The 16959-nt window shown below is 51.3% G+C and carries 11 protein-coding genes; all 11 read right to left on the bottom strand.

What is annotated here, in order from left to right; genetic code table 11:
- Positions 1–60: 60 nt before the first annotated feature.
- Positions 61–1563 (bottom strand): DUF7507 domain-containing protein, encoded by a 1503-nt coding sequence (locus L2Y54_RS11300; RefSeq protein WP_236496216.1) that lies wholly within the window; start codon positions 1561–1563, stop codon positions 61–63.
- 43 nt (positions 1564–1606) lie between these two features.
- Positions 1607–3745 (bottom strand): SdrD B-like domain-containing protein, encoded by a 2139-nt coding sequence (locus L2Y54_RS11295; protein ID WP_236496215.1) that lies wholly within the window; start codon positions 3743–3745, stop codon positions 1607–1609.
- Positions 3746–3929: 184 nt separating this feature from the next.
- Complete coding sequence (locus L2Y54_RS11290; RefSeq protein ID WP_236496214.1) at positions 3930–7862, bottom strand: SdrD B-like domain-containing protein; 3933 nt, start codon at positions 7860–7862, stop codon at positions 3930–3932.
- Positions 7863–7976: 114 nt separating this feature from the next.
- Positions 7977–9569, bottom strand: coding sequence for a DUF11 domain-containing protein (locus L2Y54_RS11285; RefSeq protein WP_236496213.1), 1593 nt, complete (start codon positions 9567–9569; stop codon positions 7977–7979).
- A gap of 81 nt (positions 9570–9650) precedes the next feature.
- Positions 9651–10082, bottom strand: a complete 432-nt coding sequence (gene tnpA, locus L2Y54_RS11280; RefSeq protein WP_236501979.1) for an IS200/IS605 family transposase — start codon at positions 10080–10082, stop codon at positions 9651–9653.
- Between the two features lie 66 nt (positions 10083–10148).
- Positions 10149–11618 (bottom strand): SdrD B-like domain-containing protein, encoded by a 1470-nt coding sequence (locus L2Y54_RS11275; RefSeq protein ID WP_236496212.1) that lies wholly within the window; start codon positions 11616–11618, stop codon positions 10149–10151.
- 9 nt (positions 11619–11627) lie between these two features.
- Positions 11628–12506: an SdrD B-like domain-containing protein gene (locus L2Y54_RS11270; RefSeq protein ID WP_236496211.1), complete on the bottom strand. Its 879-nt coding sequence runs from the start codon at positions 12504–12506 to the stop codon at positions 11628–11630.
- A 98-nt stretch (positions 12507–12604) separates the two neighbouring features.
- Entirely contained in the window at positions 12605–13534 is a 930-nt protein-coding gene (locus tag L2Y54_RS11265) for an SMP-30/gluconolactonase/LRE family protein (protein ID WP_236496210.1), read from the bottom strand.
- Positions 13524–13820, bottom strand: coding sequence for a helix-turn-helix transcriptional regulator (locus tag L2Y54_RS11260; RefSeq protein WP_236496209.1), 297 nt, complete (start codon positions 13818–13820; stop codon positions 13524–13526). Before L2Y54_RS11260 ends, L2Y54_RS11265 begins: the two co-directional genes overlap by 11 nt.
- On the bottom strand, positions 13813–15111 hold the full coding sequence (locus L2Y54_RS11255) for a type II toxin-antitoxin system HipA family toxin (RefSeq protein ID WP_236496208.1): 1299 nt from the start codon (positions 15109–15111) through the stop codon (positions 13813–13815). The genes L2Y54_RS11260 and L2Y54_RS11255 overlap by 8 nt, the downstream gene beginning before the upstream one ends.
- Before the next feature lie 63 nt (positions 15112–15174).
- On the bottom strand, positions 15175–16947 hold the full coding sequence (locus L2Y54_RS11250) for a hypothetical protein (RefSeq protein WP_236496207.1): 1773 nt from the start codon (positions 16945–16947) through the stop codon (positions 15175–15177).
- Between the last annotated feature and the right edge of the window lie 12 nt (positions 16948–16959).

The raw sequence follows: 16959 nt of genomic DNA, 5'->3' as shown, positions 1-16959 counted from the left end.
GAATGGCACTACTGGTGCATGAGGAATCATCCCCATGCACCGTATTACCAAATGATTTATTTACTTCACGGTTGCAGTGATTTTTAGCACCTTATTAGCGCCATTTGCCAAATCACCCACTGTCCACAGACCGGTTGCTGACACATAGTTGCCGGTACTGTCATCACTGACATAAATCAACGTGGCAGGTAACTGGTCAGTAACGGTTACACCGGTTGCATTGTCCGGGCCTTTGTTGGTTGCCGTCAGTACATAGACAACGGTATCGCCACGACGTGCTGTCGTTACCGCTGCACCAGCGTCATCAGTCACCGCTTTGATCAGTTCAATATCCACTTTCGGGTCAACTGTGATAGTGATTTCAGCAATGTCGTGGTCGTCTTCGTCACCATCGGTATTGTCGATCACATCATCAACGATACCGGTTTCATTCGCTTTATTGGTATCCGGCGTAGAGTCTGTATCTGTCACTGGCTGGCCGTCTTTATCGGTTGCGCCGCTGATTTCAGCCGCGTTCTGAACCTTACCTGCGGTTGCCCCCTCATCTACCGTAAAGCTAATGTCTACGGTTGTTTTACCGCCCGCTGCCAATGCAGCAATCGGTGTATTCAAGGTTGCCACACCGGCTGCTGCTGTCCAGTTCGCATCTGCCAAGGTCAAACCGGCTGGAATGTAGTCAGTTACTGTAACATCTTTCGCATCAACGTTGCCTTGGTTGGTGATTTCAATCGTGAACTTCACGGTGTCGCCCGCTTTAACGCTCGCTGCCTGATCGACTGCCAGACGTTTGATCAGAGCCAAGTCAAAGACAGGTTTAGAAGTGAAGGTCACTTTGGTGTCTTCAACTTCACCGTCCACCAGCGCACCCGTGGCTTTCGTGCCGTCAATGGTATCAGTGCTCAAACGGCAACGGGCATACGTACCGTCTTTAGTGTTCGCATTGGTACTGGCATCGGCAGGAGCCGCAGGCATTACCACATCAATGATCGAACCCGCTGCACCAATCGCGACCGGCGCACCACCGTACTCAGCGCTATCAAACGTACCATTACCGTCGTAGTCAATCCAGCAACCCAACGTAGCGGCTTTGTCGGTAGTATTGGTCGCAGTCACTTTCAAGGTTACTGCCTGACCATCGGTCAGGACTGGAACGCTGTAACTGTCTTCATCGCCACCGTCACCATCAGCCGCTGGGGTTGGCTGACCGTCGGCTTCTTCATCAACCGTGCCGCCTAACATCAAGCCTGGAATGATTTCGTGCTTGGCTGCGGTTGCGCCATCTGTACCGTAAGACGTAGGTGCATCACCGAAATCGAAAATGGATTGCACGGTTAAGGGGGCGCACGCTTCATCATCTTCCAATGTCCCTTTGCTAAAAGCATCCAACAAATCCGCTTGACTGGCTTTGTTAGCGGGTGAAGAGTCCGTGTCTTGCTCAACAGTCGCCGATACTTGCGCACAGTTAGTGACTGTTGTGTCTGCCCAAGACTGGTTGGCTGCCATCAACACGCCAATGGCACAAAAAGACATCAGCAAGGTTTTTGTATGGGTAAGTTTTCTCATTGTTATCGCTCTCTTTGTTTAACTTGTTGTTTATTATTGGTCGTTACTGAACGGTTACAGTAATTTTCAAGATTTTCGATTCATCTTTTGCAAGACTACCGACAGTCCAAATTCCGGTGGCATTGGCATAAGCACCCGCGCTGTCATCGCTGACGTACTGGACACCTGCTGGCAATTGCTCCGTGACTTCTACACCCGTTGCTGCAACATCGCTTTCATTGGTGACGGTCAGGGTATACACCACGGTCTCACCGGGCTTAGCCGTGGTCTTATCAGCGACTTTGGTAAGTTTTAGGTCAGCCGGTGGCACAAAGCCAAAGTCTACCGTCAGGTTGGAGTTGGCATCTGGCGTGCTTTGACCATCGTCACCATCTTGCTGGTCAGTAATGCCGGATTCCTCTGTGGGTTCTTGGTCATTCAGCACCATAATGGTTGAGCAACTGCCATCCGCAAGATCATCATCGCCACGGTCTGCGCCATCTTCACTGGAAACTTCCGTGTTGGCTTGCCCGGTACTGGAGCGGTATTTATCCAGCTTGCCACCCGACGCAAAATTGTCAGCCGTCACACACACCTGATAGCTACCAGCGGATAAACCGTGGAACAAGTAACGTCCGTTCGCATCCGTGGTAGTGTCTTGCAACACTGCACCCTTGTCGTCTTTCAACGTCAGCTTGATACCGGTTCCGGCGTGCTGTTCGCCTACATCAGTTTTACCGTTGTTATTGGAGTCAAACCAGACGCGGTTGCCGATGCTTTGGGTAGGTGGAGGAGGTGCAGAACAACCACTTAAAACTTCTACGTCACCCAAACCTGTCTTGTCCATATTTTCATTAGGACCAACATTGTTTTCCAAGTCTACGACGTGATCATCTTGTCCTAAAGTGGCTGTTGTCGAGCCTGTCAACGGCGTAATCTGTAAGCCGTAAATGAATGGTGAGGGAAAGTGCAGGGCATCACCCATCAGGACGAAGGAATCTTCACACGGTTCACTAGCCCCGGCATTGGTAGCATAGTTGTTGTGACCGTAGGCGACTGAACCAGCCGCATTAATTTTGCCACCGTATAATCCGACAGGAATAGTGCCGTTTCCACTTTCCAAGCTGTTGTTTAATGCCCAACTCCCACCTGATCCGACCCATTCAATACCTGTCGTATAATGGGAGTTACGTGCGTAGCTTCCATCCATGATAGGCATTTCTGCTGCCAGCATCCGTTGCCCGTCTTTACTGAAAGCAATATCGGTAATAACCGCGTGGTTTGACCCTGACCAACTGGTTGATGCATAAGATAATTCAAAACGTGCCGCACCGTTGGTGGCACCATTGCTAGCGACTGGAACTGACCAGATTTTGTTGCCATCAGATGCCCATACGGAATAATACAAACGTTGCTCAACCGCATTGTATTGAACCGCAGAGATTCGTCGACCTAACTGGGTAAACCCAGCCGTGCCATCATCAGTGATCGTGGGGCTGGCTGCTTGTGTACCGTGGTCAAAGGTTTCTACGGTTGCGCCCGTATCCATGTTGAGGACGTAAATATTGCCATCCTCATAGTTCGCTACGTACAGCATTCTGGACGTTGGGTTGGCAGCAATTTGTGCCAAGCCTGCATAACGGGTATAGCCATATGCTGAGAATGAGGTACTAGGTAGGTTCGCCAAGAGCGTGGCTGCCCCGCTGATACCGTCAATTTTAAATACAGCACCATAGCCGCTGGCCAATGAGCCGGGTGTCATGTTAAAAGCGGTAATACCAAAGTATGTACTAGAGCTACTGACCACATAGATGTCGGGCTGGGCTTTACTGGTATCCAGTGCCAGACCGAAGACTTCCCCTAAGGTAGCGGCATCCCAAGACGCATGTTGGTAACGCGGAACAGTCCAGTTAGTTGGCCCAGGCAGGGCAAAGGGTGCGCCATTGGCAACCGGATCGCGGATGTCCAGTACGGTCAATACCTTGCCGCCCAATAAGGGAGACCATGTATTGTTATTTGTGCCTGAAAAATGGGTGGTAATGGCTTGCCCTTGCAATAGCGGCAAATCAGCCCATGCAGGATTGACACCCGCCAACACAGAAACAGCCATAATCGAGAGGGTTAATGCTGTACGTTGAGCGGTCTGCTGTAACTTACGCTGCTTAGGGGAAAACTGCGGAAAAAGCGACTTGTTATTATTCATATAGATACCACACCAATAATTAATATTTATTATATTTAATAATCGAACATTGTACTTCCAGTTACTCACAACAGACAAATCAAACCCGAAGAAAGGTATAAATGATCACAATATAAAAATTTAGGTAAGAAGCCGTTACATTCATCAACGGCTCCTCACACTAACATCATGATCTAAAACCAAACTATTTAACCAGCACGGAAATGGCAATGGTTTTGCTTGCCTTTGCTGTTAACTCGCCGACAGTCCAAATTCCGGTGGCACTGGCATAAGCACCCGCACTGTCATCGCTGACGTACTGGACACCTGCTGGCAACTCGTCGGTGACTTCTACACCCGTTGCTGCAACATCGCTTTCGTTGGTGACGGTCAGGGTATACACCACCGTGTCACCGCGCTTAACTTCGGTTTTATTAGCCACTTTAGTGAGACTTACATCGACGGCTAGCGCTTTCTTTTCATAAACATACGCAACACAAGCACCGGCATTCGCAAAAGTCCGCTGGAACGATTGATTATTGCCACCGCCCCCCGTGATAGAGTAACCAGACATGGTTTCATAAGGCAGGGCAATCGTCTCACCTGCGGTTGCCGTGGTGAAATCCGCAGGGGTAGCATAAGTCACATTGCTGCTATCAACGGCATACTGCCAATCTGCAAATGCCAAGGCAGAAGTCCCCTGATAATCAAGAATACCATCTGCTACCGTCAGGTCTTTAAAGCCAGAATTATAGGCATATGTCGTATCGACAATATTCGCATCCGGCAAAATCAGCACCCCATCAACGCTAGTCGTAATCTTGATTTTTTGGGTTTGAGCCGCATAGTTTTCCAGCGCCACAAATTGCTGTGTCGAGGCATAAGCCGACACATTCACGGTTTGCAACGTGCCCAGTGTGCTATCAAATTTCGGCAAGGTAAACGTAGTATTCACTTCTGTCGGCTGTCTTGGCACTGCCGCGCAATACACCAGCGTATTGTCAGCCAATACTAACCCCGCATCCCACTGGCGTTGATCATCGCCATCCGCAAGGGTAATGCTAGACGTAAGTCCAGACACATCGGCATTACTATCTTTGGCATCATCACTGCCTTGCATTGCAGTCGTGAAGCTATAGCCTGTCGGCGCAACAAACGCCACTTGGTAAGTATCCGGTGCGACATGAGTAAACAAATATTCGCCATTGCTATCGGTAAATAACGAGTCAACCGCTGCGCCATCACTAACCCGAATCAAATTGACCTGCACACCGGCAACGGGGGGTTCTCCCGCATCTTGAATACCGTCCTTGTTCGTATCTTGCCACACGAAATTGCCTAAGGTTGCGCCCGAAACAATCGTAATCGCGTAATCTTCCACCTCACCATCAGGTGCTGCACCGTTAGGCAACAAGCCACCCGCACTGCTCAGACGGAAACGCGCATAAGTAACGCCCGGTTTCGCAGTGGCTGGTACTTCAATATCCAACACGGCACTGCCTTGATCGTATAGCGTAATCCCCTTGATATTCAGGTTGGTGGCAATTTGTTCGCCTGCATCCTCAAAATCACCGTCACCGTTGAAGTCGATCCAAGCATCCAATTTCGCATCGCTGGTACGCGGCTGCGTAGTTGCCACACCGATAATGGCGCGTTTGCCCGGTGCAAGTGGCGTCATGAAATTCACGCCATCTTCATCCGCACCATCGCCATCCGCTGCTGCATTGGGTTGCCCGTCGGTTTCCGCGTCGACGACTGCACCCAAATTCAATCCGGCAACAATCGTGTGTTGTGCACCCGTAGTGGCTGCTAACGTTTTATAAGAATCGGGGGCATCACCGAAATCCAGCGTTACCACCGGTGTTGATTTGTAACCAATATCCAACGCATGGTTGTTTTCACCGACCCCACCGACGGTGAAACCGATTTCTCCGTCGGTATTCGCATCAGAGTCGCGTACATCGGTCACAGGATTGTTATCGCTGGCATTATCGGCGTTTTGTTGGGTGACACTCAAACCATCGAGTTCTGTTTGCCCCGCGCTGCTAACGGTTACTTTGCAGCTTTCACCGCCCCCCATGAAAGTTGCATTAGTTGCACTGGAAAAGAGGAATTGCCCGCCATTTCCAGTTGTCACTGTAGCAGTCTCAGCACCACAGGTTAGGATAACGTCTACGCCGTCAATCCCGGCTTCATCCGCGTCCTGAATACCGTCTGCATCGGTGTCATTCCACACGCGGTTGCCGACTTCAATAGGCGCGGGATCGGTCAATAACTCAATATCGCCAAAACCAGTACCCTTACCAAATAAACTTGCATCACCTGCATGGTGAATCGCATACCAATTAGAGATTTTGCCATCACTCAAGTTATAGCTATTTATACCTTGAGTCGTCCACCATGTTTGCCCCACCTGCCCGGTAGGATGCGGATCCATTAAAATAGCATCAATCTGCCCAGTACCATGCAACACCGCCATTGCACCACTAGCACTTTCTTGTCGACCATCTCCTGCGCTATCCTCAAAAAACTCACCATTTGCATGAGGCCCTACACCGTTAGCGAAATTCACCGGACAATCTGCATGACCCTCCAATACAAATCCTGCGGGTACTTTACAAGCCTTCAGAAAATCACCGTTAGCGATACCATTAATCAGCTCGGCACTGCCACCAGAAATAGGTTTGAAATTATTACTTCCGGTCTGATGTGTAAAAATATCGACAATATTGAGATACAGATTGCCATTATCATCAAACTCAATATCTGACAGAAGAGGCTGAGGAATATCAACTTGACCCTGAGTACTGCTTTGGCTCAAATAACCTGTCGTTACCTCAGTTTCATTCAGCCAAGGTTGAAAAGGTTTGCCTGTATCACGAGAATATGCCAATGGAAAATTCAATAGTGTGGTAAAACCCGTGCTTATATTATTCGGCTCGAAAGACAATACTATTGCTTTTAAGTCTGTGGCTTGTCGACTATCAAACGCATCACATGTCACCCCCAAATAACCTTTGCCGTGAGCAAAACCTAAAGCCCAGGGGCGTAATGCACCACCCTCACAAACGGGCGCACCCGGCAAACTGGCAATAGGGTACTGTTTAACTTCCCCCGGTAATGCAGCAACATCAGATATTCCCACATTAACGGAGATCAATGCCTGCTGGTTAGCATTTACCAGCCATAGCCAATCACTATTGGGCTGCATATCAATATCGCCAAAGCCTACTTTGCCTACCTTATAGAAAGCATCCATATCAACATTGGGTGAAGTTTTGGAGGCTGGCAGCTCATAATCTGCGACAATTCCCGTCTTGCCTGCTTCAGATGCACACGTAGAATCCCGACAAACGTTACCAAGATCAATTGCTGCGCCACCATTGGCAGGGGTAATACCTTGTAAGTTAAAATCCTTGACTAGGCTTCCAGGTTGAGTACTCGCATCGACTACATAAACAGAGCCAAGCCCTTTCGCAAGCCCCACATGGCGCTTCAGGAAACTGGCAGCATAAATCCGCTTCTTGTTCGCTTGCCAAGCAATTCCCCAAGTACTACCCACCTCGCCTAACGTAGCTTCATCATCGGGTTGCGGCCCTGTACCCTGATTTCCGTCACTGGCAGTAAACTGGGAATTCAGCCCCGAACTCGAACGCTGAAAAGATTGGATAGCGCCATCAGTGGAACCAACACCCGAACCATTGCGGTAAGTGGAAATGGCCATACGCGGATCAGCAGAAGATGAGTACTCATCGGGCGCTTGCAAAGCAACATTAATACCCGTCGCTCCATCCTTAACAAATTGTACCGACGTACCGCCAGCAACACCCGGCTTCAACCAGCTTTCAGCCCAAGAAAACTCTACCCTGTAATCAGCCGCAGCCGTTAAACCAGTGAGCGTATAAGCACCATCTGCACCCGACGTCGCAACGGCTGTCTCTGCGCCGGTAACATCGAATGCTTTCACAGTGACGCCTGCCGCGCCGACTTCATTGAAGCTTGCACCGGTATCAAACGTGCCATTCGCATTGAAATCGCGAAAAACTTTGCCGGAAATATCGGCTTGTACAACAGCGGCAGATAGCAGCAGCCCAACACCTGCATATCGCGCATAATAGGGTATTTTTCTAGTTTTCATTATTCAGCTCGTTGTTATTGTTAACTGCCCCAATCTTATCTAGTCAAGCATACCGCTCATCGTGGTGGTTCTCCATCAATCCCCGAAGAGCGGTAGTTAATCCTGCCAAGCAGCTTATTTCACGGTGACGGTAATCTTTAGCGTCTTGGCGGTATTTGCTGCCAAACTGCCCACTGACCAAACCCCGCTCGATGCTACGTAAGCGCCGCTGCCATCATCACTGACATACACGACTCCAGCCGGTAACGAGTCGGTCACGCTCACGCCGGTAGCAGCGCCCGTGCCGGTATTGCTCAGTGTCAGGGTATAAATCACGGTTTCCCCACGTTTCGCCGTCGGCTTATCGACCACTTTGGTCAAGCTCACGTCGGGTTGCAACGCGGCTTCGGCACAGAACAATTCCACATCGCCCATCCCAGAGGCTTTCCCAAAGTACGGGCTAGTGCCGTCTTGTTGGCGGTAAACTTGCACACCGGCATTGGCAGCACGTCCGCCCGTGGCATTATCCAACCAGATGACCCCGCCAGCATTGGCATTCGGGTTTAGCGGATTCATCGCCGTAACCGCAATTTCACCCGAACCGGCTTTGAATGCCAAACCGCCAAAGCTGGTTTCTTGGTGATAACCACCATCGGCGTTAAAGGGGTTAAAGTCCCACATCTCACCCCAGTAATATTCGCCATTGCCGGGACCTTGCCCGTTATCCTTGCCTGTCGTGCTGCCGCTGCTACAAGTAGCATTGTTTTCCAGTTCGTATTTGCCGCCGTTATTGCACACGCGGATAATATCGCCGCCGGTTTGCCCTTGAATCATGGTGTCATCATCGGGGTAATTCGGTGTGTAATTCACGCCACCCACCTGATGCCCCATGCGATCCATAAAACCGAGAATCAAGCTACCATCCATGTCAAACTCAATGTCAGACAAGATCGGTTGTGGGTAAATCGCAAAATCGCCACTTGCCAACGTTGTAAAAGTATCCTTCCAAGGCTGCCATTTTTCATCACCGGGACCATTCCCGATACTGCCTTTGGAATAGTTGAGCGCAAAACTGGTCGCAGTAGTGAAGGTTGTGCCATCGAAGGCTTGCACATAGGCTTTCAAATCCGCTGCCTGTTGTGAAGTTTCGGCGGAACAGACTGTACCGACCCACACTTTGCCATCGTGCACTTTGACTGCCCAAGGGCGGAATTCGCCATTGCTACAGCCGGGGTCAGTAATTGCGTGTTTGGCAGTGACAGTAGTGTTGGTCAGATTGATTTCCACCAATTCGCGTTGCTTGAGGTTGACCGCCCACAGGGTTTTACCATCCGCGCTGATGTCGATGTCACCAAGGGAGATTTTACCAATTTGGGCAAACGCATCCCTGTCCCATGAAGGTTGCGACGCATCAGCAGGCAATTCGTTAGGGTCATCCACCGCGCCGCTGGAAGCAACCCGTGAACTCGTACCGACATCGACACCATTAGCGACTAAATCAATCAGCAAGCTAGGCGTTGGAGTGGCGGATGTGCCATCCATTTGGTAAATCGCGCCTATGCCATTTGGACCAAAGCTCGCATGGCGCTTGAGGAAAGCAGCGGCATACAGTTTCTTACTGGACACGTCATAAGACAAACCCCAGACGGAACCAACCTGACCTGCTGTTGCTTTACTGAACGGAGCAGCCAACTCCCCCGTTGCTGCATAATCGAAGGTACTAAACAACCACCAGCTAAAGCTGGTGGGTTTTTTTGCTACGGACTGAAAGTCCCGGATACACGTCGGCTAAACGACGTGTCGGTACGCTTACTCCGGTTCCATCTTGAAATGGTCGTTTGGATTTGGCTCAAAGTGATGCTCCAAATACTGTTTGATCATCTCTTCCGTCATTTGACCCACGGTGGCGCAGAAATACCCGCGTGCCCAAAAATGCCTTCCCCAGTAACGTTTCTTCACATGGGGGAACTCCTCAAACAGCCGACTGGATGTCCTTCCCTTGATCCGACGCATGATTTCACTCGGTGCTAGTTCCGGCGGGCAACTCACCAAGATATGCACATGGTCTTTGCTCACCACGCCTTTGACTATCCTGATCTCAAATGCCTCGCAAGTCTGCCGAACAAGCTCACGCACACGCTGCGCTACTTCTCCCGTCAACACCTTGTAACGGTATTTCGTCACCCAAACAAAGTGATACTCAATCTGATAGACCGTGTGACTGCCATAGCGGTAATCCATGCTGCACCTCGCTTCGTTCATACAGCGCATTATCGCAGCTAAAGCTGACCGGCTAAAGCCGGTGGTTTAAACCTTGTGATTGAAAATTAAACCATTGACACCCGCGCCCGTGCTGCCTGCGGCTTGGCTGTCGCCATTGACTTGCACGGAAGTGGCTAAACGCACATTGGCAGCACAACTGAAAGCATCAGGACCTGGCGGTGGGTCAAAGGTAATCACCGGCGCACTTTTGTAACCAATATCCAAAGAGTGGTTGTTTTCCCCTATCCCGCCTGCGGTAAAGGCAATTTCTGCCGTGCCTGCATTGTCCACCGCATCCGCGTCACGCAAATCGGTGAGGGCATTATTACTGGTAACACCATCAGCATTGGCAGCAGTCAATTTATAATCCTTAACCGGAGTTTGGGTGCTGTCTACTTTGAGGACACAGCTTTCGCCATACTCCATGAACGCGGCATTGCCACCGGCTTTATTGGTAAACAGAAACTGCCCACCATTGCTAGTCGTCACAGTCGCCTCATCCGCCCCGCAAACCAGCTTCACAGCGACACCATCAATGCCAGATTCGTCGGCATCCTGAAGACCATCGCCGTCTTTATCCAGCCACACACGGTCGCCTACTTCGATCGGCGCAGGGTCACACAAGACTTCGAGATCCCCCATACCGACAGTTTTGCCAGAGAAACCATTGGGCGTACCAATGCCATCTGTGCCGCCCTGCATCCCGCGCCACAACTCAGTCACGCGAACACGCGACCCATTGGCATTTTTCGACCAGAAGAGACCACCGCTGTTATAAGCGACCGGATCCATCCCCGCCCATACCACTTCGCCAGAACCGGGCTTAATCGCCAAACCACCGTAGGGCATTTCCTCGTGGTTAATCGGGGCGATAGGAATGTTATCGTTATAGAATTCACCACCACCAGGGCCTTTATTATTGTTGGTGCTAAAACCAGTCGCACCACCACACTTGCCCGCACTTTCCAATTGGAAAATCCCCGCTGCATCTGGGCAAGCCCGCAACAAATCCCCGCCTTGTTGGTAAACGATTAGGTCAGATCCGGTAAGCATCAGGTTGTAAGCACCTAATTGCATACCATGACGATCCATGAACCCCAGTACCATTGACCCGCTCTCGTCAAAATCCAAGTCGGTCAATACAGGAACAGGTTTACCGTAAAAGTTGCTGCCCACAAAGAAATCTGCCGGATTATTTGACCAAGGATTCCACTGATTACCGACAGGCGCAAACGTGGTCGTATTCACCGCACCTTTGGCGTAATTCAAGGGAACATTCAGTTCAACCGCCACGCTGGTCGGCGCATTCGGGTCAAAGGACAACACAAACGCCTGCAAATCGGCGCGGCTTTTACTGGTCTCCGCCGAACACACCGCACCGAGATACCCTTTTCCTTGATAAAACTTCAACGCCCACGGACGCAACACCCCACCCGTACAGGTTGGCAAGCCACTCATATCCGCCAACGGGTATTCTGTTGCACTGGTCGGCGCGACACCCTTGGTTACATCCAATTTGACCAGTTAACCGAGGTTGTTTTTAACCGCATTCAGGTTCGTTACCCACAAGGTTTTACCGTCTTCGCTGAGGTCAATATCCCCGATACCCTGCATCCCTACCGCACTGTAAGCACTTGCGTCATGATTCATGGTGGTTAGACCAGCAGGCAAACCCCGCGCGGCATTATCGCCCAACGTACCAAAATTGAGGTTGAACGGGGCAACGTCAAGATCGACAAAAGGAACGGCATCGCCTGCACCGTTAGGACTATTGAATACGTAAATCCCGCCCAGACCCAGCGAACCCAGCCCAGCATGACGCTTGATCACACCCGCCGCATACAGCTTCCCGGTTTCACGCTGATAAGCCAACCCCCAAGTCGAACCAATGTCGGATTGTTTGGCAATCGTTGCTTTAGCAGCGCCATCGTAATCCAGTGAGAACATGGCAGCAGTGGCACTGGTAGCATTACCATTGACGTAAACTGGGCTAGCCAGTTTGGGGTTAGCTTGGCAGTAATCCGCAGGGTTATTGACTGCGACGTTGATATTGGTAGAGCTATCTTTAACAAACTGAGCCACCGTACCACCGGCAGTTCCCGGTTTTAACCAACTTTCTGCCCAAGAAAACTCTATGCGGTAATCCGCACCACTGGTTAAGCCTGTCAGGGTATACGACCCATCTACTCCTGAAGTCGTCGTTGTTACCTGTGTACCCGTGGCATCAAATGCTTTGACAGTCGCACCTGCGAAGCCCACTTCGTTGAGGTTTGCATCGGTATCAAACACACCATTGGCATTGAAATCGCGGAAGACCTTACCGGAAATATCCGCAAATGCGGCGTTCGGGATGAGTAGCGTTGCCCCTAAAACTCCTAGCCACAGTTGTTTGTTGTTCTGCATGGAATGCCCCTGAGTGGTTAGCGTAATTTTTCGTTATTATCTGGGATTCTACGGTTAGCACCAGAACAACGGCAACTTAAACCCGAAGAGCGGTCGTTTTATTCCCCGGACTCTGGAGTAGCCCCACGAAACTGCCACTGATCCTTATCAGCTTGGTAAACAAAGTTATATGTCCGTTTGCGCAGATTGTTTTCTGCCAAGAGCCGAAAGCCGAACTCAGTTTCTTTCAATTGCATCAGGAATTGCCCTTGCCGATCCTGTCCGAACTGGATTTTGCGCACACTGGTACTGTTACCGTCAGGCAGTGTTGCCAGTGCGGTTTCGTGACGCACATCAGCGGTAAAATTACCCTTAGCATCCAATGCCACCGAATACACATCCGAAGAACGCGCCGAACCAAAATACAAGCGCTTGTGCTGCACTCCGTTGAACACCGCAACGCCAATGGCATCGGTTGCTTCCAACTGCGCTTTCACTTGTTGGCTAGCAATTTCAATGCGGTAAATGCGCCCGTGTGCCTGACGCGGCTCCGACCCCGCCAGCGAACTGACATACAAACTATGGGTATCGCAATCGTAAAACAGCCCCATCGTCCCAAACGGATTCGCGGGTGAAGGCAGTGCAACCGCTGGCAATTCCAACCACAACGCCATTTCCCCGCTTTTGGCATCAATCCGGTAAATGCGGTTTTGCAAAGCGGGCGGATTATCTGCCAGACTCACTTCGGGTGTCGGCGCAACGTAAATATTGCCATCCTTATCGCGAGTAAATGCCCCCACATGCCCCGCATCGTCCCACGTCGGATGCTGCCAAGTTTTACGGGTTTGCGGATTCAGCAAACGCAAGCCGGTGTAACCGCGCTGCTGGGTATCAATCGCCACCGCCTGCCCAATCCCGGTTTGACTGATGAACGCGGGCATTGCCTGACACGCGTTTGCCACACCGGGTTTGAAATTGCCCATGTCCGGTTCGTTGCAAGCACTCAGCAGCAATAGCACCACCAACCCACTTAACCCTTTAGCCTTCATGTTGTTCCCCTTGTTGTACCACCCCCAACACCAAGCCAAATGGTGACAAGAGCTTATTCGCTGTCGAGAGGGACGGGTTCGCCTTGCCCGCCTCAATTTCATGGATAGTCCGCACTGCCACACCGGTCAAGCGGGCGTATTCCGGCACGGTTAAGCGCATTCCCGTGCGCAATGTCCGCACCGCCTGCGGCAATACCATTCTAGGCTGCATGGTAATACTGTCCAACAAGGCTACCCGTTGGCGCAATTGTTCGGCCGCTGACAGGGGTTTATAACGCTTATCCATCAGTACATTCCCGCAACTTGCGCCCTGCCTGCCGGATGCTGGGCGCAAAGGTCTGGATAGTTGCTTCATCCACCCCCAATGCCAGCATCTGCTCCGGCAACTGCAATACCTTATCCGCCATTGCTCGTAAACCTGCCAAGAGTGAAGGCAATGCAACCTTGCCAGCCTCCGCTGCCTGACAGGCGGCTGCCCGCCAATCGGGATGACCGTCATCCTGCTGTTCCCAGCGCATGTTGCGGGCAATGCCATCTGGGTGAAACAGCATCGGTGCAAAATCAAATACCGGGGTCAACCCCACCCAGCCATCTGCCCGCCGTTGAAGCGCCGTGTTGCGCCCGTGGTTATCCTTGTTGCCTAACACCACATTGGCAACATCACGCTGTAGGTATTCCAGTATTTCTGTTAGCGGATCGGTAACAGCATTGCCCAGCCAATAGCAGGCGGTGTTATGGCTCAGTTTCCTCCCAAAACCACTGCATCCACACAAGGCATACAGGCTCTCCTGCGCATGGCGTACCACCTGACCAGCATGGCATTCGCGGTCAAAACGCGGTACAAACAATGCGCGTTGTTCCAACAACAAGCGATCGTATACCCGCAAACCTAAAAAACGCGCCAATTCCATCCATACCGCCTCCAGCGACAGGATGCGGTTCAATGCGGCATCCTGCCCACGGGCAAATTTCACCAGCCAATGCCGCCGTGCCAACGCATCCGGCAAGGCATGGTCAAGGAACAGCTTGCCGTTGGCATCTTCGGTCAACAGGATTTTGGGCCATTCACCCTGTACCGCCGACGAACCAGCCACAAACAGACCGTGTTGTGCGAGATATTCGGCAAAGGCTTCACCTCGATGCGCCACTTCCGTAAAACTGAAACCTTGCTGTTGTAGCGGGCTGCGTTCCTGTAACCAGTCAAACGCCTCCCGCACCCGGCAATTGCCCACCGGATTCGCCGCCCCACTGCGCAATAATCGCCAATCTGCCGTTGCTTCTACATGGGCTGGCAACCCCAATTGGCGTAACAATTCCTGCCGCCCATAGCCTTGTGGCAACAAATCCATAATGAAACCAGGCCAAGTGTTAGCCTGCAAAGGCTGAAAACCCACCGGAAATGTCCAAGACAACGCGGCGGCATCACGCCTGCCCGCCTGCTCCAGCGCGTAATCCACCACATAGCCGAGGTAAGCGCGGCTCTTCCAGCCAGCATCCGGCGCATCCAGCAAGCTCATGCTGCCAGCCGTGCGCCATTGCCCTGCCTGAAAAATTTCAAAAGTGATTTCGTTATCCATTTCTGCATTATAGTAGCAATATTGATAGAAAGATAACGGCTATCTCCGCAATATATTGCTGTATCACTTCACTGGCGTAAACATCGGCCCCGACCAGCAAGGCCAAACCTCGATATTTGCCACCCCATCTTTCACCCTCGTATCTGCCCAGCAATACTCACTGCCCGGATTACCGTCGTTTTTCATCTGCGGTACATACCACAACACCACATCCTTGCCCTGCAACGGCTCGGCAGGTTCGATGAATTGTTCAGGACCTTGACGGTAATCGCTATTGCAGCACGAACCAATTGTCACCGTATCCTGCTCACCCTCTTCAGGTTTATAGGCACTGAAATACGTAAACGCCTTGTCACCGCGCCCGCCATCACCAAATTGCCCGCGCCCCGGTTCAACAAAAAAGCCCATGCCATCCTTGCCCGTTACCCTGTACTGATAACCTTCCGAGGTCAGCTTGTCATCATCTTGTAAGCGCCATTGTTCCTTGTCCCAGGTTTGCCAATCGCTGCCATTCCATTCTGCTACCGTTTGTTCCGCGCCGGTTTCCAGATCAATCCGCACCACTGGGCGATACATGCCATCCGTCCCGCAACCACGCCCGAAATCGGCTTGCGCTACCCGAAACCGCCCGTCTTTGTAAAACTCAAAGCGTTGCACGTAACGGTAATTGCACGGCGTAGGCCAAGGCGGTTGACGAAAATCCTGCACCACCGCAAAACCCACTTCTTGCCCATCATTGACAATCGGCTCCACTTTAGGGCCATCATACGCAATCACCACCGCCGCACTGAACAACGGGCAACCAATCGCATCGCTATACCCAAAGCCTTCCCGCGTCGAATAACTCACGTGCCAATCCAGCAATTTGGCATTTTTTAACACCGGTTTATCGTTGAATTTGACATTGGTAAGCTGTAAACCATCCGACCCCGTAATCACGTAATCCATGTTCCAGCCATCTTGCGCCAGCGAATTCACCTTTTCACAGAAATTACGGAAGGTGGTTTCATTTTCCAGACTGCGTTCCGTCACCACGGTTTTCGGGCCACTGCTACCCAAATCCGTCCAGCGCGAACCCACCAGCTTGCCCTCGGTTAAATCCACAATTGCCCACAATGCATCGTTTTCAAACACATAGGTTGGGGCAACACACAAGTGATGCGAACGTTCGCACATGGAATTCTGCAACGCGGTCTTGAATTCTTTCTTGTCCGGCTCACGCTTGCGATCCTGCAAAATGGCTTGGATTTCCGGTGCTGCTCCGGCGATTTTTGCTGCCAGATCGATCAAATGTTGCGGCAAATCCGGCTGGGCAAAGTTCTGGCGGCTCACCCCCAACACTTGCTGCTTGCTAACATCCACAAACGCAATCGTCGAAGCATTATGGAAATGGCTGTACATCTCCACTCGCCAACACTCTGCTTGCGCACACGGTCCGGCATTACCGCCGTTGAAATCTCCCGGCAATGCTTTGCGCACATTCATGATTTCATTGCGCAACGCCGCACCGCTCTTGTCATCACGAGTAAATTTACGAAATTCGGGGTTAGCGACCGCCAATTGTTGCGCCGTTTGTGCCTTGGCATCCGGCAATTGGGTAGTATCAAGCTGCAAAATCGGTGGATCAGCCTGCAAAGCTGCCTGCACCCGCTGGAAATACGCCGCCAATTCCGGGATTTGCGCCTGCAACTGCTCACGCGGCACTTGCGCAGCCAACTGGCTGGTATCGGTGAATTTATCAACAGTCGGTAACGTCACCGATTGCGGTTTATCTTCGCCGCAGCCCCCAAGCCACAGCGAAAAGAGGCACAAAACAATGCCTAAATGGATTTTCATATTCAGCCCTTT

Source organism: Thiothrix winogradskyi, assembly GCF_021650935.1.
In the GTDB taxonomy this organism is placed as follows: Bacteria; Pseudomonadota; Gammaproteobacteria; order Thiotrichales; family Thiotrichaceae; genus Thiothrix; species Thiothrix winogradskyi.
This window is presented reverse-complemented; position numbering and strand designations above follow the sequence as displayed.